Consider the following 18,778-nt stretch of genomic DNA (forward strand, 5'->3'; position numbering starts at 1 on the left):
TCGTGGTTATATGGAAAACATCCACTCTCCGATGGCGGAGAGCAGGCGGTCGTCTTCTTCGGGGGATTGTACGGCTATGCGGAAGTACCGTTCGTCCAATCCTTCAAAATTACCGGCATCGCGGATGAGCATGCCATGCGTTTCGGCCAAGTAGTCCTTCAGTGCCGAGGCCTTGCCCATCCGTAGCCGGGCCAACAGGTAGTGGGTCTCTCCTGGCCAAACTTCGGCTATGTGCAGGGCTTCCAATTGCCTGGCCACGCGTGCTCGCTCTTCTAATAAAGCTTGCAGGTCGAACCGAAAGTCTTTTTCATGTTCCGTCAGGAAGAGGGCGGCTTCCAATGCCAATGTGTTGACCGACCACGGCATTTTGTTCTGCCGGACACGCGCCGTCCATTCCCGCCGGGCGGTCAGGTAGCCGACGCGCAATCCCGGGATGCCGAAACGTTTCGTCAGGGAATGGAGCAATATGACGTTAGGCAGTGCGGCGGCTTCATGCGGAGAAAACAGCCTGCGCAGGGTGAAATCCTCATAACTTTGGTCGATGACGAACAGGACATCCGGATGCTGCGCGGCTAACCGTTTCATCTCATCGTGGGGAAGGACGGCTCCGGTCGGGTTGTTCGGATTACAGATCCACACGATGTCCACATCCTCCGGCAGATGGTCGGTGGTATAGATGGATTGTACCTGATGGCCGTGCAGGCGGCAGGCATCCGCATATTCCGAAAACGTGGGGGACAGGATGCAGGAACGTCTTCCGGAAAAAGCCTGCGCAACCAGATAGATGGCTTCTGTGGCTCCGCTCGTCAGGCAGACCGATTCTGCGCTTATCCCCATCGCTTGGGCCAGTTTGTTTTCTACGGCATACGGTGACGGTTCGGGATAGGAACGTACTTGCTCCCAACAGTTCTCCAAATGCCGGAACAAGGGGGCAAGCGATGTATGGTGATATACATTGCTGCTGAAGTTCAGGGTTATCTTACGGTTGTACCGGTATGAGTCGTCTCCGTGTCCGTTGAGCATGGTGATTCCATTTTGGGGCAAAGGTACGTAAAAATGATAAGATATGAGAGGGAGAGGGTGGATAAAAAACGGGGACGTGCACTCACTGCATGTCCCCGTTGGTTTAAGCCATGAAGAAACTTCTATGGATTAGAAGTTATATCCTAATTTGACCATAAACTTGCTGGTTTTGGTCTTTTCCGTGATTTCATTGAAATCGAGAGCATAACCGATGCCCACGTTGAACTTGCTGATGTCGAGTGTGGCTCCGATTTGCCATCCGAACTGCACACGGTTCCATTTCCAGTCGTCGGAACCATACAATTCGTTTACGTCGTCTTTGTCGAACAAGTTATAGCTTTCGTCGTATTCGTAATCGCTTCTGTCAATGTAGTCTTCAAACTCTGATGGAATATTAAGAGTGAATTCTTCCTTTTCTTTTGCCATTAGATTTACACGCAGATAGAAACCCGTGTAAGGCTTGATGGCCAACTGTTCGTTGATTTTTACGCCATAGACTAAATTTATGGGTATGTTCAAGCCTAATTGTGTGATAGAATTCTTGGATTCATATCCGACTGTATAGCCATAATATTCATCTGATTCGCTTTCACTGTCGCTATGGCGTGAGAAGTTGATTCCTATACCGGTTTGGATGAACAAGGGCAATTTCTTAGCGACTTTAAAAGCATGTTCGTAATCTACGGAGAATCCATTCATATCCAAGTCATCGGGGTCGTCGAAGTCTTGGTTGATGAATACGCGGTCATACGAGAACCGCAAACCTTTCCAAGCCTCTACGTCAGAAGATGATGAAGCTGATGAACCGCTGCCGTTCATGAACTGTGCGAAAGACATTGTAGAGCAACCCAACAACATCGCGGTCAATAAACACTTAAACTTTTTCATAATCCCAAATTTTGATGTTAGTAAATTATTTGATTAAACACTAATAGTTGAATGTCATACGCCAGATGTTGGCTTTGGCTTCTTTGTTTCCACGTTGCGACACAAAGTAGATGTAGTGTCCGTCCTTGCTCCACACCGGGCTGAGGTCGTCTGCGGCATGGTAGGTGAGTTGGGCAAATCCCGTTCCGTCCAGACGCGACACGAACAAGTCGGTATTGTAGTAAGAAAAAGAGCCGGTTTCTATTTTACTGCTTCCCACGAACAACAACCATTGTCCGTCCGGTGAGATGGAAGGAGAGGTGAAGTCGCGATCGGGTTGCGAGACGATGCATTCCTCCACTCCAGTCTCGTAGTTGACCTTCCATATCTCGCTGTGTCCCGCAGCATTGGGGCGCACGCAGATGAATGCCGGTTCGCCTTTGACGGGGTAGGGGTTCAGGCCTTGGGAGTAGTTGGCTAAGAAGTTGTTTTTCATGTCATGGCTCCATATGCTGATGCTTATGTTTTCCTGTCGGGCAAAGAATATCAAATTCATGTTCGCCGAATAAATCGGGGAATAGTCCATGTTGCCGGTTGTGATTTGGCGGCATACGAAACCCTTGTTGGCAGACGTTTGGAATATCTGGTTGGTCTTCCCGCGAGCCTCGGAGAACACGATTTGCTTACCGTCGGGTGAATAAGAAAAGTCCAATACGGCAGTACGGTTGGTTTTCTGGATGGAAGAACCTTGTTTACTCAAATCTTTAATGAAGATATTGGTCGTGTTGTTACGGAAAGACAGGTAGGCAATCTGGCTTCCGTCTGTGGAAATATCCAGAATGCGATTGGAGAACCAACCGATGCCTCGGTTGCTTCGTTTGACTTCCGGCATGCACACATAATCTGTGGTCTGGGAAATTTGGGTGAAATCGGTTCCCGATTCTTCCGGAACAGACACCACCGAGTAGTCTACGCTTTGAGCCATAATTGATTCACAAGCTAAAGCGAGTAGAAAAAACATGCTATAAGGTTGTATTCCGAATCTCATATCTGTGTTTCCTTTTTTGGTTTAAATGTATATCTCTTCATAAGAGAGCAATTGTGTGGCGTTTCATCTTGTTATATAGTATGATAGCCTTCTTGAAAAGACGGTTTCTCTTAACTTTCTCAACATTTTGTGCACATAATTTGTATTTTATCGGAAGATAATTTTGCGTTATACAATCTTTTGAATATTTTTGCATTAAATAGTTGCTCTCTTATGAAGAGATAAATCAAATTCTTCCATCGTTTTTCTTATTAATTTTTACTTTCTTTTGTCCGTTTTGGATTTATTTGTTTCCAAAAAGTAGGATGAAGAATCTTTTTTCTCTGAAATCTACTTCAGATAGATTTTATTTGCGTATATTTGTGTGAGGTGTGATAAATGCGCCGATATTGTTTAATTTAAAAACTTAATTTATGAAAAAAATCTTTTTAATGTTGGTAGCAGCTTTCATGGTGGGGGCAGCTACGATGAATGCACAAGTGAAAGGTGGAGAATTCATCTTGCGTGGTGGTTTTGCGGCTAATAATTTCAAAGGGGACAATACCGCAGGGTTGGACATGTTGCCGAGCTACAATATTAGCTTGGATTATAACAAGAACTTTTATAAAGGTGCTTATTGGAATGTGGGCTTGATGTTTGGTACGCGTGGTTTTGAGGCCGACCACTCTGATATGAAATTTCGGGCACATAATTTCAATATCCCGGTAACCATTGGTTATAAGTACAATTTGACAAACAACTTTGCCATTGACGGACGTTTCGGTGCTTTCTTCGGTGTTGATATGGGAGGCAAGATTAAATGGGACGTTGATGATGATTGGGAACATTGGGAAGAATTCGTGGATGATGAAATTAAGATTGGTGACATTGATGATTACAACCGTTGTGACGGAGGTATCTTGTTGGGCTTAGGCGTATGGTATAAACGTGTTAACTTTGAATACACCTTCAAGCGTGGTTTCGGAGAAGCGTGGGATGACGGCCCGGCCGGTGCGGTAAACCATATGATTCGTTTGGGTTACGCATTCTGATTTAGCAAATAAGGTAAGACTTTATGCGGCTTGCACTTGTGTGTGGGCCGCTTTTTTGTACCTTTGCGGAAATTTTGTTCGATTATAGATAATAAGGATGGCGAAAATTACTACGGTCGTTTTTGACTTGGACGGTACGTTGCTTAATACGTTGGACGATTTGGCGGATAGTACGAATTATGCTCTGGTACAGTTCGGATTTCCTCCGCGCAGTGTGGAGGAGGTGCGCAGTTTTGTGGGTAACGGAGTGCGCAAATTGATGGAACGTGCCGTGCCAACCGGTACGGATAGTGGGCGGTTTGAGGCTGTTTTCGACTGTTTCAAACGCTATTATGTGGAACATTGCATGGTGAAGACCGGTTTATATCCGGGTATTGCGGATTTGTTGCATGAACTGAAAATGGCCGGTTATAAGATTGCCATTGTGTCGAATAAACTGCAAGGCGGGGTGGATGAACTCTATCGTCATTATTTTCAGGATACGGTACAAGTGGCCGTAGGAGAGCGTGCCGGCATACGTCGCAAACCGGCTCCCGACATGGTGGAAATTGCATTGCAGGAACTGGGGGTGGAAAAGGACGAAGCCGTTTACGTGGGAGACTCGGATGTAGACGTGGCTACGGCTGCCCATGCGGGGCTTCCGTGTATTTCTGTATTATGGGGCTTCCGCGACCGGGATTTCTTGGAACGAAACGGGGCCGTCCGTTTTGCGGACAGCCCTGCTGATATACCCGGTCTGTTGGAATCCATTTCCAGGTTGTGAACTCCGGTCAGTCCTCAAGCGAGTAGTCTATCGTCGTTACGACACGTACCTGTTTTATATAAGGTGTGTTCGGATCCCGGTTCTCGATGGAGAATTGTCCTTGGTAGGCGCGTTGTATGCTTCCCAAGCGGCTTTCCGAGTCTTTGGCAAACTTTTCGGCAGCCGTACGTGCATTTTTGGTGGCTTCCTCTATCATTTTTGGCTTGATGTCGTTGAGGCTCGTGTAGTCGTATGCCACGTTGTAGCGGTAATCTCCGGAAATGATGGCAACTCCTTGTTTGAGCAGTTCGCTTTGTTCGTTGATGAGACCTCTCACCAAGTCTACTTGTTTAGAGGTGACCGTGATGACCGTGGTTACATTGTAGCGGTAGGGTTGCACGGTCGTATTATAGCGTTCGGCTTTGGTGTCGATGATTTCCGGGGCGTTTATGCTAATTTCATTCTCCTTGACCCCTTTGCTTTTCAGGAATGCGATGATTTTTGCATTGGATTCCTCTATCTCATTATAAAGGGATACCATATCGTTTCCCAAGACTTTATAAGTCAGCGGCCACGTAACCTTATCGGCTTTTACTTCCATTTCGGCTAACCCCTTGACGGTTACTACACGGCTGTGGGATGAAAACTCGCTGAGGCCATTGCGTACGAATACGCCGGCTAATGACAATCCTACGGCCAAGATAATGGCCTCTATTCTCCAATTCTTCATGCGTTAAAGTTTTAATGAATACAATCGTAAGAAGCAAATATAGCTGATATGTGGTGAATATGGCAAGGAGAAGTATGAAAAATCCTAAATATGCCCGAAAAAAATGTCCCATCTGTATTCCGGCCTTGTTAGAAAGCCGTATACAGATGGGACTATGGTTTGTTGCGGAACGTGTTTAATAGAGGTCTTCCCCGAGACCTCCGGCTCCGCAGATGTCTATCGGAACCAGCTCCATGTAATCGAGGACGAAGTTTCCGCTTTCACTGCTTGAAAGCACGGAACGCAAACGTATGGTATGGTGGGTGTTTGCTTTTACTTCCACGTTACAGATTTTACGACGCATCAAATCGTTCTGGTTATAATGAGTTACACAGACGCTTGCACTGTATCTTGGTGCGTCAGTTCCGTCGTTATTGTAGAACGCACCCTTAGGGCCGCTGTAGTATCCGTTATTCTTCATGACACGTGCATTCTCTTCCAATTCCTCAGAAGTATAGATACCGCTGGAGTTTTCTTCTTTGTTTCTCCAACCCTTGAAGCCGTTGTAAAGGCCGCCTACTCTTGCGTCGCTAGGGCCGTATCGCATGTCTATAGGAATGCCTTGAGGTACGCCGTCCACATAAACCTGTCCGATTCCGCGGTCGGCCAAGGCGCAATAACCTAAACGCAGTTCGTAGGTGCCGGGAGGCACATTAGGCAGGCGGAAGGTCACGTCGTAACTCGTACCCAAAACGCCTAATACGTCTCCATGCAAACTCGACCAATATACGATGGGGCGCTGTATGAAGAAAGTGGTGTTTTCGCTGAATGTGGCATTCTTTAAGTAACCGGGTGGAAGATAATAATTGTAACCTCCGGCTTCTGTCCCGTCTTCGCTGTTGTCTCCGGCGTTATAGGCTTGTGTAGGATTACCGCACAAGCGGATGTTGTTGTTGGTCAGTTCCGGCCACAACGTCATGAAGTCGATTCGCATACGGGTATTCATGACCTTGGCGCGCATGGTTTGGTCGTAGGCCAACACGTCGTCTATGTAGAAATAAGCCACATTCAACGAGAAGTTGTCGGTATTTTCAGGAGTCGTCAGATGGGCACCTCGGATGCGTTCATCATTGTTGTACGCGCTGGCATGACTATGGTTGATATAGTAATCACGTTCGTATTCTACCGCAGGGTCGATTGTACGGTAAACCCGTTCCAATTTTATTGTAGAAAAGTCTAACAAGGTGCCGACCCATTCCGTCGGGTCAAGATAAGCCGTATTGACTCCCCAACAGTTTACCAGTTTGGCCGTGCTAGTGAACAACCGGTCGAGGATATGGTAAGACAGGAACATGTGCAGGGGGTTATATTGGCTCTTCAATGAAGATTTGTTCCAATAAAGTTCTTTGTATGTCTTTCCGGTAGAAGGGTCTGTCTTGTCTAACCCGAAGATGCTGGCAGAAGTGTTGTCATCGTATTTTTCTTCAGCTAAGTCATACAGGGCGTCGATCTTTTCATCCATGGTCATGCCCTCGTTGAAACGGTCGTTGTATTTCTCGTAAAGTACTTTGTCGGGTACGATGAGAAGCGTGAAACCGCTATATCGATGATCCGGACGTTTGCCTACATAGTTTTCATTTCCGATACGCATGCTTTGTGTGAATGGAGCGTAGTTGTTTTTCCATTCTTCGTAGTCATCATCACGGTAGCGTGACAGGGAGTCGAGCAGTGCGGTCCGTTTGAGGGCTTCATAGAAGATGGTGAAATCTTCATGGTTCTCATCCAATAGGCTGGCTCCCAGACTGGTATTGGGTACTAAAACCTTGTCTACAGGATGTACTACTCCGTTTTCTACAGAGTCATTCTTCAGTTCGTTGATGATGGCGGCACGTCGGTTAATGACGCTGAGCGTCATACCGTTGGCATCGACCGTGTCACCATCGGTCACGATAATCAAGGGTAAATCCAATTGGTTGCTTTCCTGATGCGTCTCAGAAAGGTTGTATGTGTACAACGTTCGTTCTATAAGGCAGGCTTTTACCAACGTGTCGCAAAAAGATGCCGGAATGTCTTCGACGGAGGCGTATCCTCTTTCTTTTAGAAAAGCTTCCACGCCGGAGTTTACGGGCGGGAACAGCGTCCTCGCTCCCCGGCTTGCCAACAAGTCCATTCTGCCGGCTCGTTCTACGATGCGTTTGAACTGGCTGAAATCTTCACGGTTCGCCAAAAAATCACTCATCATTTCACCGGTGAAAGTGTAGTAACTGTCGGCTGCAAGGTCATCGTTACAACTTGTGAGAATCCCACCCTGTCCTATTAAAAGGAGGATGGCGCAGATACATGGGGTAATTTTGGATAGATACTTCATGGATCGAATAGGTTTTATTAGGTTAATTTTATTTGTTTTCGGGTTGTAAAGGTACTAAAGAAATATATAATATATTCATTTTTTCTGTTAAAAATGGAATTACCTCCTAATAAAAGCAAAAAAGACCTATCCTCCATTGTCAATAATGAAGGGTAGGCAGGGATGTGTACCGTTGTGGCAAGCGGTAACGTCTTCGCGAGAATTCAGCCTGTCAATAGAGGTCTTCCCCAAGACCTCCGGCCCCGCAGATGTCTATCGGAACCAATTCCATGAAGTCAAGCGTGAAATCAGAAGTTTCGCTACTGGTCAATACGGAGCGTAAACGTACGGAGTGGTGGGTATTGGGTTTTACTTCCACGTTGCAGATTTTGCGGCGCAGCAAGTTTACTGAGTTATAATAAATGGTACATGTGTTTGCGCTGTATCTCGGTGCGTCGTTCCCGTCATTACCGAAGAATACGCTTTTGGGAGCACTGTAATAACCGTTGTTCTTCATGATTCGGGCGTTTTCTTCCAACTCTTCCGTGGTATAGATTCCACCGGCATTCTCGTCTTTGTTGCGCCAACCAGCCCATCCGTTGTAGAGACCACCGATACTTCCGTCGTTTCCGAAAATGCGCATGTCCATGGGTAGACCCTGTGGAATACCGTCCACGTAGACCTGGCCGATGCCACGGGATTCCAAAGCAGTGTACCCCAACCGCAGTTCGTATGTTCCGGGCGGCACGCTCGGCAGGCGGAACGTGATGTCGTAGCTTGTTCCCAATATGCCTACCACGTCCCCGCCCATATTAGACCATTGTACGATGGGACGCTCCAAGAAGAATATGGTGTTTTCACTGAACTTCACGTTCTTCAGGTAACCCGGTGGGAGATAATAATTGTGGCCTCCGGCTTCGGTTCCCTCTTCGCTGTTGTCCCCGGCGTTGTAACCCTGAGTGGGGTTTCCGCAAAGACGGATGTTGTTGGTGGTCAGTTCGGGCCACAAGGTTAGTACGTCAATGCGCATGCGTGTGTTCATCACCTTGTTACGCATGGTCTGGTCGTAGGCCAATACGTCGTCCACGTAATAATAGGCCACGTTCAATGAAAAGTTGTCCGCATTTTCAGGAGTTGTCAGGTGGGCACCGCGGATTCGTTCGTAATTGTTATAAGCACAGGCTTGGCTATGGTTGATGTAGAAGTCCCGTTCATATTCCACCGCCGGGTCGATTGTGCTATACACTTTTTCCAGTTTGATGGTAGAGAAGTCGAGCATCGTTCCCACCCATTCCGTCGGGTCGGCATAGGCCGTGTAGATTTGCCAACAGTTGATGAGCTTGGCCGTACTGGTGAACAGGCGGTCGAGGATGTGGTAGGACAGGAACATGTTCAACGGGTTATGCCGGCTTTTCAGGGAGGATTTGTTCCAATACAACTCCTTATAAGTCTTGCCGGTGGCAGGGTCAGTCTTGTCCAACCCGAAGATGCCGGCTGAAATGTTGTCATCGTACTTTTCTACGGCCAAGTCGTACAGTGCATCAATCTTTTGGTCCATGGTCATGCTTTCGTTGAAACGGTCGGAGTATTTTTCGTAAAGAACCTTGTCCGGTACGATAAAAAGGGTAAACCCGCTATAACGATGGTCGGGGCGTTTGCCCACGTAGTCCTCGTTCCCGATACGCATGCTTTGCGTGAATGGGGCATAATTGTTTTTCCACACTTCGTAATCGTCGTCACGGTAACGGGAGAGCGAATCGAGCAGTGCGGTCCGTTTGAGGGCTTCATAGAAAATGGTGAAGTCCTGGTGGTTATCGTCCAACAGGCTGGCTCCGAGACTGGTGTTGGGCACAATCACCTTGTCCACGGGATGCACCACGCCGTTTTCCACGGAGTCGTTCTTCAATTCGTTGATGATGGCGGCACGCCGGTTGATGACGCTGAGTGTCATTCCGTTGGCATCGACCGTGTCTCCGTCGGTCACGATGATTACGGGCAGGTCAAGTTGGTTGCTTTCCTGATGTGTTTCGGACAGGTTGTATGTGTACAATGTCCGTTCCACCAGGCAGGCTTTGACGAGCGTGTCGCAAAAAGATGCCGGAATGTCCTCGACGGAGGCGTATCCCCTTTCTTTCAGGAAATCTTCCACGCCGGAGTTCACGGGCGGGAACAGCGTCCTTGCTCCCCGGCTTGCCAGCAAGTCCATTCTTCCTGCCCTCTCCACTATACGCTTGAATTGGCTGAAATCTTCATGGTTGTCCAGGAAGTCGCTCATCATTTCTCCCGTGAATGTGTAGTAGCTGTCGGCGGGAAGGTCGTCATTGCAACCGGAAAAAAGGGGTATCTGTGCGACCGAGAGCAATAGGGCGCATAGGGATATCCAAGATTTGAATTTGTTTTCCATAATCTTAAAATTTGTAAGAATAAAAATTAGATTAATTCACTCTTGATTTCTTGTCAGATATGCAAAGGTATAAAAAGCTACACTAACCAGAATAGGATGATATTGTCCGAAACTTGGATAATAAATGCAAAATCTTGTTCATTATGTCGGACTTAAGTGAAAGGACGGTGAAAGCCGCACGCCAATGACATAGGGTCGTAATGGTGTGCGGCTTTAAACCAAAGATATTTTAATCAGCCTTATTAGTAAAGGTCCTCTCCAAGACCTCCGGCTCCGCAGATGTCTATGGGTACAAGTTCCATGTAGTCAAGGGTGAAGTTTCCACTTTCGCTACTAGTTAGTACAGAACGCAAGCGTATGGTGTGGTGTGTATTGGCTTTTACTTCCACATTGCAGATTTTACGGCGCATTAAGTTATCTTGGTTATAATAAATAGTACAAGTATTTGCGCTGTATCTTGGCGCGTCGTTACCGTCATTTCCGTAGAATACACTTTTGGGAGCACTGTAGTAGCCGTTGTTTTTCATTACCCGGGCATTTTCTTCCAGCTCTTCCGATGTGTAAATACCACTGGAATTTTCTTCTTTGTTTCTCCAACCTTTGCCCCCGTTATAGAGTCCGCCTACTCTTGCGTCACTTGCGCTATAGCGCATATCCATTGGGATACCTTGTGGAATGCCGTCCACGTAGACTTGACCGATGCCACGATCCACTAAGGCACAGTAACCTAAACGAAGCTCGTATGTTCCGGGCGGTACGTTCGGCAGTCGGAATGTTACATCGTAACTTGTTCCCAGTATGCCTAATACATCTCCACCCATGTTGGACCAATATACGATGGGGCGCGATATGAAGAATGTGGTATTGTCGCTGATGGACACGTTTCTTAGATAACCGGGTGGAAGGTAGTAATTGAAGCCGCCTGCTTCGGTTCCGTCTTCACTGTTGTCACCAGAATTATAAGCTTGTGTAGGATTCCCGGCCAAACGGATATTATTATTGGTCAGTTCCGGCCAAAGTGTCATGAAATCAATGCGCATGCGTGTGTTCATCACCTTGTTGCGCATGGTTGGGTCGTAGGCCAACACGTCGTCCACGTAATAATAGGCCACGTTCAATGAAAAGTTGTCTGCATTTTCAGGAGTTGTCAAGTGGGCGCCGCGGATTCGTTCGTAGTTGTTGTACATGCAAGCTTCGCTATGATTGATGTAGAACTCGCGCTCGTACTCCACGGCCGGATCGATTGTACGGTACACTTTTTCCAGTTTGATGGAGGAAAAATCCAGCATCGTTCCCACCCATTCCGTCGGGTCGGCATAGGCCGTGTTGATTTGCCAACAGTTGATGAGCTTGGCCGTACTGGTGAACAGGCGGTCGAGGATATGGTAGGACAGGAACATGTTCAACGGGTTATACCGGCTTTTCAGGGAGGATTTGTCCCAATACAGTTCTTTATAAGTCTTGCCTGAGGCGGGTTCTGTCTTGTCCAGCCCGAAAATACTGGCAGATGTGTTGTCGTTGTATTTTTCTACGGCCAAGTCGTACAGTGCATCAATCTTTTGATCCATGGTCATATCCTCGTTGAAACGGTCCGGATACTTCTCATAAAGCACCTTGTCGGGCACGATGAAGAGGGTAAAACCGCTGTATCGATGGTCGGGGCGTTTGCCCACGTAGTCCTCGTTCCCGATGTGCATGCTTTGTGTAAATTCTTTATAGTTATTTTTCCACACTTCGTAATCATCATCGCGGTAACGTGACAAGGAATCGAGCAGGGCCGTCCGTTTGAGGGCTTCATAGAAAATGGTGAAGTCCTGGTGGTTATCGTCCAACAGGCTGGCTCCGAGACTGGTGTTGGGCACAATCACCTTGTCCACGGGATGCACCACGCCGTTTTCCACGGAGTCGTTCTTCAATTCGTTGATGATGGCGGCACGCCGGTTGATGACGCTGAGTGTCATTCCGTTGGCATCGACCGTGTCTCCGTCGGTCACGATGATTACGGGCAGGTCAAGTTGGTTGCTTTCCTGATGTGTTTCGGACAGGTTGTATGTGTACAATGTCCGTTCCACCAGGCAGGCTTTGACGAGCGTGTCGCAAAAAGATGCCGGAATGTCCTCGACGGAGGCGTATCCCCTTTCTTTCAGGAAATCTTCCACGCCGGAGTTCACGGGCGGGAACAGCGTCCTTGCTCCCCGGCTTGCCAGCAAGTCCATTCTTCCTGCCCTCTCCACTATACGCTTGAATTGGCTGAAATCTTCATGGTTGTCCAGGAAGTCGCTCATCATTTCTCCCGTGAATGTGTAATAGCTGTCGGCGGCAAGGTCGTCGTTACAACTCGGAAATAAAGTCGTTAGCATGAACGAGAACAACACCGCACCCATAGATAAGATGGGGCTGATTTTATTTTTCATAACCTTAAATTTTAATATGTTGAAAATAAAAATTAGATTAATATAGTTTTATTTTTTTTATACAAAGATATGAAAATAAACATCCATAAAATAGGATTATGTTATTCAGAAATTGGATAATAAATGCCAATTTGGAAAGGAAAATTAGGGGGATTTCTCATGCGCTCTTCCCAAAGGGGGTTGCAAAAAAGTCTTTCATCTTTCAGGATATGTGGTAAACGACTATCATATAATATATTGTGAACTGAAAGATTAAATACCTATCTTTCAGTTTCCTTTCATGGCTGAAGGTCGTCAAACGTTCTGCGTCAAACGATATTTCATTCTCAGCCAAATGATTTTTCATTCTCAGCCGATTGGTTTTCCGTTCTTTTCCAAAAGAAATGAAGCATGGCTGAAAGATGACCGGAACAACTTTCAGTTTATAATAATTTGATTATTATATATTTATATTGTGTGCTGAAGGATGAAGCAGGTTTTTTGGAAAATTCCAGTGTAGGGGGATGTCCCTCGATGGCTTGCTGTTACCCAAAATGGAGTTAAGGGTTGTGTTCGTAAAAAACGAATGCTGCACACCTGCGGTAATGAATTGCGAAGGCGTGCGGCATCCAGATGTTTAAAAGTTTTTTTACAACTTGATGGCCTGTGCTTTTCCGTTGTAACGTACGGAACGGCTAAACTGGGTCGGTTCTTTGTCGCCCGAAGGGGATTGGCGGTCTACTACGAGGATACGGAAGTTACGTTTCTTCAACATTCCTTTGTATTCGCCTTTACGGTCATCTATGGTCAGTGTGCGGGTTACGTCATCCCAATGGAAACGGATTTGGCTGAAAGCTCCTTTTTCATAATTGTAATTGTCGCCTTCGTCTTCATAGAGGGTGAACTCGCCGTCGGCTCCCGGATAGATACGGATTTCCAAGTTGTCCCACTTCTTTTCGGATGTGTATTGCACTGCAGGGCCGAAGGCCATGATGGAACCGGCTTTCACGTACACCGGCATGATGTCGATGGGGCATGGCATATTGACCGTTTGCCCTCCGGCATGCAATTCGTTCGTCCAAAAGTTGTACCATTTGGCACCTTGGGGCAGATAGACTTTTACATTCTTCACGGCCTTGGCCACATCGGGTACTGAAGTGTATCCCTTTTTGGTCTTGGGGTCTAAATAGGTGTAAAGTGAATCTGTAACGGGCATCACGAGCAGGTTGCGGCCAAACATGTATTCATTGTCGGTCCGGATGGCTTTCTTGTCTTTGGGGAAATCCATAACGAACGGGCGCATGATGCTGCCGTTATTTTGGGTGGCTTCACCGCAAAGGCTATATATATAAGGCAAAAGCCGGTAACGCAGTTCAACGAAATCTTTTTGGACATCGTAGGCCCAATAGCCCGGTTCACCGAACTTGTAGATTTCGCTTTCCATGGGCGAAGAACAGTGGTTACGCATGATAGGCATGAAACAACCCCATTGCATCCAACGGACTTGCAATTCCTGCATGGCCACGTTGTGCCAGTCATTGTTATATTCCCAACCGAAGAAACCTCCTATGTCCGTGTTCCAGTAAGGGATACCGCAAAGCGAGTAATTTAATCCGCCCGCAATTTGGGCACGCATGACATTCCATTGTGAAGACACATCACCGCTCCAACAGAATGAGCCGTAACGCTGTTGGCCAAAGTATGAGGAACGGGTCATGAGGAACAGGCGTTTGCTGTCCGATACGGCACGTTGGTGTTCGTATACGCCTTGGTTGCTGACAAGCGGGAAGGCATTGTGCACGCTACGGAAAGTGCCGTCTGCCGTAGGAAGGCTGAATTCTTTCTCACCCATGTCAAAGCGGTCCGGTTCCGTGGAGTCTGTCCACCAGGCATCAATGCCCAAGTCGTAAAGGTTCTTCAGGTAACGCCAATACAAATCCCGTGCCTTGGGATTGAAGGGGTCATAGGGGTGTACTCCGGCATTACGTGGCCATGTCTCGAACTTTAATAACGCATTCATGGCATCCAGTTCCTTGTATTGGTCTGTCCAAGGTCCGAAGCTGGCCCATACGGAAATCATCAGGTGGGCGTTGTTCTTGTGCACATATTCCACCATTTCTTTGGGGGTCTTGATGCGTGGCTCCGGATATTTGGCATTGGGATCTTCGCCGTTAGGCAAATATCTCATCCATTCCGGGTCTCCCATTTTGTTGATGTAGCGCGGGTTCATGAACTTCATGGCATTCCAATTGGAATCGCATCCCCAGTATTGCCAGTCTTGCACGATACCGTCCAAGGGAATCTCCAAATCGCGGTATTTGTCCAATACACCACACAGTTCATCGGGGCTTTTGTAACGTTCACGGCATTGCCAGAATCCCATGGTCCAGAGTGGAAGCATGGAGGCTTGTCCTGTCAGCTCACGTACGCCGGCAATGACACCGTCTTGTGTGCCGTCTTTATAAATAATGTAATAGTCGCTCATCAGTCCGGCTTCGCTGTTGAAACTGGTTTCCTGCGGTGTGTCGGAGAAAAGGGTAGGTGACGGGTTGTCCCAATAGAGGCCGTAACCTTTTTCCGACGTGATGTAGGGGATACATACGCGAGTGTTTTCATTACGTAGCATCAGTTCTTGGCCGCGTTGGTTCAACTTGCCTGTTTGTTGTTGTCCCAGTCCAAAAATGGTTTCGTCGGGTTCGAGCATGAAACGTTGCGTCACGCGGTAACTGGCATGAGGGCCGTCTTTGCATGGAATGAAGTTCGTGCCAAATTCTTTTTCCTGTATCAATAAGTTGCCTTGGAGGTCTTTAAATGTGATTTTGCCGGAATTCTTATCCATGATGACTTCTAAGTTTTGAGTTTTCATGGATAAATTGCCGCCCTGTTCCGTATAGGAAATATCTATGTTTTCCGGTGTCTTGATGACCGGATAGCTTTTTTTGTCGGGCATTTGGCGTGCGGGGTACTTGATAACACGCACGATGGCGTCGGAATAGAAACGTATTTCTTCCGTCACATCTTGTGTGCGGATGAAATTTTTTGCGCCTTCCGCCGTTCGTGTCACCTCTTGTGCGTGCAGGCAGGCCATGCAAGCCAAGCCATAAAATGTCAATAAGGTTTTTCTCATGTCTTGAAAACTTTTAAAGTGAATGTTGATGGTGCAAAGTTATTCCAGAACAGATAAAAACCAGTAACAATTATGTTGAAACGTGTGGTAATTATGTTGATTCTTGCTCTTTTTCGGCGTATTCCGAAGGTCGGCAGCCAAATTCTTCCTGGAAACATTTGCTCATGTAGCTGGCCGAGCTGAATCCTACTTGTTCTGCTATGTCTGCCATGTTCATCCCCCCCTTTCGGATGAGGTCTGCGGCTCGCCGCAGACGAATGCTCCGGATGAACAGGCTAGGCGATTTGTCTATTAACGTATTTAATTTTTTATACAATCCGCTGCGTTCCATGCATAGGTCTTTACTAAGCTGCTCTACGGTGTATCCCGGGCTGTTCAGGTGAGCCTCAACCAAAGCTACGGCCTTGTTTAAAAAATCACTGTCATTGGCGCTGATAGGTGGTTCTTCTTTTTCTTGTGGTTTGTTGTCGCGTGTATTGGCTATTGAGGCTTGTTGTTCGTAACTGTCGCACCGTTCGATAAGGTGTTGGATGCGTAGGAGAAGAATGTCTTCTTTGTGCCGGCGCAGGATACGTCGTTTGGTCTGACGTATATATAGGCGTATTCCGATGGCTGCCAATAGCAGGAGTAGGATGGCATAACTTGCGTAAGCCCAACGGGTAAGCCACCATGGGGCATGGATCGTGAATGTGACATCCGTGACAGGGCCATCCCAAAGGTGGGATTGTGTGGAAGCCATGACTTCCAGGCGGTAGTTTCCGGGTGGGAGAAGGGAAAAGGTCAGATGCAGGTTGCCTTTGTGGTCTATGATACTGCTATTGGCTTGCGGGCGTACTATATGCCATGTGGAGTCACCTTCGTGGATGAGACGGTAACGGTAATAGGTGTGTGTAGGCCAGGCATAGTTCAGGGCAGAAAAGTCGAAGCCGATGTGGTTCTGCCTGTAATTGAACTCGAAATGTTTGATGTAGGGCGGGGCTTGTGGAAGAAGAGGATGCGTGTGGGTGGAATCCTGTGAGATGTGTACTGGCTCTCCGTACAAAGACAGACTGATGAGAAGGGGGAGGAAATCCTTGCGGGGGATTTCCACGCTGTCGGGGTGGAACATCGTCCATCCGTTCACTCCCCCCATCAAAATGCTTCCGTCCGGCAAATTTTGTACTTCTTGGTTACGGTACTCCCCTTTGAGCGTTCCGTCTTCCTGCCGGTAATTGGTAAACCATGCCGAATCTGCGTTTTCGTTGACGGTCAGGCGCGAGATGCCATCACTTGTGGACAGCCATATTTGCCCGTGCCCGTCTTCCGTGATGGCATGGATGAAGTTGTTGGGTAATCCGTCTTCCGTATAGAATGTACGGTATTGGTCTTGTCCGGGGAAGAAAAGGCGCAGCCCGTCCGGCGTGCCGGCCCATGTCCGCCCGTGGCGGTCGGTATGCACGTCATTGTACTGTTGCCCTTTGAAAATGGGCGGGCGTCGTGCCCGTTGTCTTGTAGCCGTTTTCAGGGAATCCTCAAATGGCAGTTCTTCCTGCGTGGCCGTGGAGATGAATTTGAAACGTTCGGGGTGGGTGTAGAGTATGCCACGGTTTCCTGTGCCCAACCAAATGCCCTGTTGGCGGTCTTGGTATATGGTGTTGAGGTCGGTCTGTAGTTGCTTGCCGTCGGTCGTACGGAGGCTAGATTGGAAATGGGCTTTGCCGTTGGCCAGGTTGATGGCCCAAATACCGTTCAGGCTGCTGATGTAAGCCATTTGGGGAGATGGGACTATCAACGTGTGCAAGGGGCTTTGGGTATCCAATAATTGCTTCCATGTGCGCGATTTTGGGAAAAAGGCGAACAATCCGGACTTCATGCCGCTCCTGACTTGGTAGAAGTTGCCGTCAGGTCCCTTGACCACGAGCGAGGTGCGGCCGTAGTTTGCATGTTCGCTTTCCGGATAAGCCGTTGCCCGGTAAAGCAGTTTACCTTGGTTTTGTGAGTAGCAAAGCACTTCCCCGGAACTGGAAAAAAGGTAAATTCGCCCGTCCGAGACTTCAACGTCCTGCAACTCGCCGGCATCTTTCGGGAGTAAAAGGTAACGTTTCTTCCGGGTTTCCCAAATTCCTTTGGAAGAGACCAACCATAATCCCTTTTCGGAGTCCACGAACAAGTCGTTTACTTTTTCCCGTATCCCCGTTTCTGAGAAAACCTGTTCCGGTTGCTTGAGGTATCGTTCATGCCGGAGGTCGAGGCACCATGCTTTGCCGTAATCCTTTACCCAAAGTCTTTCATGGTCGCCTACATATACATGGTAATGCCCATGGTAACCGTCGATGGCATACACGTCGGAGTCGTTCCGGTGTATGTAATGGAACCGCATGCCGTCGTATAGGTTGATGTTACCTAATGTCGTGAAGACCATCCGTCCGTCCGGCAGTTGCAGGATATGTTGCACTTGGTTGTCGCTTAGGCCGTCCGACGCATCCAATCGGCTGAAAACGTACGGAAGGGCATTGGCGGGAAGACAGGCGAGGAAGCAAATGAACAGGACGGGATAAAGCAATATATGTTTCATGATGCTCAGATATTGATTTTCACTACGCCGCCGTAGGATGTCAGATGCTTGAAACCGTCTTCCAACGGGATGGCACCGGCATAAACTTGGGCACAAATCAGTACTCCGCCGTGGGCGAAGATGGCTACACGCCGGTAGTCCTTCCTGTTCAGGTCGTCCAAGAAGGCTGCTACTCGGGCATAAAGGTCGCGGAACGATTCTCCGCCTGTGGTCGGTTGGTTCAGGAAGTCGTCGTACCAAAGTTGTAACCGTTCGTCGATGATGTCATCGAAACGTTGCATTTCCCAGTCGCCCATATTCATTTCTTTCAGCCGTTCGTCCCGTTCGGCAGCGGGATAACCGCAGAATGTGGCTAACTTGGCCGCCCGGCTGAGCGGACTGGTGTACACGTGGTCGAAAGTGAGGTTGCCAAGCCGTAGTCGGGTGGCAGTGGCTTCGCGCCGGAATGTGGCACGGAGGGGAACATCCGTAAAACCGTAGCAAGTGCCGCGTGGGACGTCTACTGAGGTATGTCGGGCTAAATAGATTTCCAT

The 18,778-nt window shown here is 47.9% G+C and carries 12 protein-coding genes; 2 read left to right on the top strand and 10 right to left on the bottom strand.

Annotated elements, in window-relative coordinates:
- Positions 1-6: 6 nt before the first annotated feature.
- The 3 genes from cobD to AC5RDV_RS01095 form a co-directional block, all read right to left on the bottom strand.
- The gene (gene cobD, locus AC5RDV_RS01085; protein WP_276788271.1) at positions 7-1,023 is read right to left on the bottom strand and encodes a threonine-phosphate decarboxylase CobD; all 1,017 of its coding nucleotides are present in this window, start codon (positions 1,021-1,023) and stop codon (positions 7-9) included.
- A gap of 129 nt (positions 1,024-1,152) precedes the next feature.
- Complete coding sequence (locus AC5RDV_RS01090; RefSeq protein ID WP_008624331.1) at positions 1,153-1,911, bottom strand: outer membrane beta-barrel protein; 759 nt, start codon at positions 1,909-1,911, stop codon at positions 1,153-1,155.
- Positions 1,912-1,951: 40 nt separating this feature from the next.
- Positions 1,952-2,875 (bottom strand): hypothetical protein, encoded by a 924-nt coding sequence (locus AC5RDV_RS01095; RefSeq protein ID WP_282747445.1) that lies wholly within the window; start codon positions 2,873-2,875, stop codon positions 1,952-1,954.
- A 476-nt stretch (positions 2,876-3,351) separates the two neighbouring features.
- Here AC5RDV_RS01095 and AC5RDV_RS01100 point away from each other — a divergent pair, with 476 nt between their 5' ends.
- Both AC5RDV_RS01100 and AC5RDV_RS01105 read left to right on the top strand, forming a co-directional pair.
- On the top strand, positions 3,352-3,969 hold the full coding sequence (locus AC5RDV_RS01100) for an outer membrane beta-barrel protein (protein ID WP_008624339.1): 618 nt from the start codon (positions 3,352-3,354) through the stop codon (positions 3,967-3,969).
- A 97-nt stretch (positions 3,970-4,066) separates the two neighbouring features.
- Complete coding sequence (locus AC5RDV_RS01105) at positions 4,067-4,732, top strand: HAD family hydrolase (RefSeq protein WP_008624341.1); 666 nt, start codon at positions 4,067-4,069, stop codon at positions 4,730-4,732.
- A gap of 7 nt (positions 4,733-4,739) precedes the next feature.
- Here AC5RDV_RS01105 and AC5RDV_RS01110 read toward each other — a convergent pair whose 3' ends face one another.
- From AC5RDV_RS01110 to cobC, 7 genes are all read right to left on the bottom strand, one after another.
- Positions 4,740-5,441 (bottom strand): SIMPL domain-containing protein, encoded by a 702-nt coding sequence (locus AC5RDV_RS01110; RefSeq protein ID WP_130894133.1) that lies wholly within the window; start codon positions 5,439-5,441, stop codon positions 4,740-4,742.
- A gap of 175 nt (positions 5,442-5,616) precedes the next feature.
- Complete coding sequence (locus AC5RDV_RS01115) at positions 5,617-7,788, bottom strand: fasciclin domain-containing protein (RefSeq protein ID WP_130894134.1); 2,172 nt, start codon at positions 7,786-7,788, stop codon at positions 5,617-5,619.
- A 211-nt stretch (positions 7,789-7,999) separates the two neighbouring features.
- A complete protein-coding gene (locus tag AC5RDV_RS01120) occupies positions 8,000-10,171 on the bottom strand; it encodes a fasciclin domain-containing protein (RefSeq protein ID WP_282747441.1) in 2,172 nt (723 codons plus the stop codon).
- A 242-nt stretch (positions 10,172-10,413) separates the two neighbouring features.
- On the bottom strand, positions 10,414-12,585 hold the full coding sequence (locus AC5RDV_RS01125) for a fasciclin domain-containing protein (protein ID WP_282747439.1): 2,172 nt from the start codon (positions 12,583-12,585) through the stop codon (positions 10,414-10,416).
- Between the two features lie 628 nt (positions 12,586-13,213).
- A complete protein-coding gene (locus tag AC5RDV_RS01130; protein ID WP_282747437.1) occupies positions 13,214-15,691 on the bottom strand; it encodes a glycoside hydrolase family 31 protein in 2,478 nt (825 codons plus the stop codon).
- A 91-nt stretch (positions 15,692-15,782) separates the two neighbouring features.
- Positions 15,783-18,245 (bottom strand): helix-turn-helix domain-containing protein, encoded by a 2,463-nt coding sequence (locus tag AC5RDV_RS01135; RefSeq protein WP_282747435.1) that lies wholly within the window; start codon positions 18,243-18,245, stop codon positions 15,783-15,785.
- 5 nt (positions 18,246-18,250) lie between these two features.
- Positions 18,251-18,778: an alpha-ribazole phosphatase gene (gene cobC, locus AC5RDV_RS01140; protein WP_008624358.1), complete on the bottom strand. Its 528-nt coding sequence runs from the start codon at positions 18,776-18,778 to the stop codon at positions 18,251-18,253.

This window comes from Paraprevotella sp. (assembly GCF_986071375.1).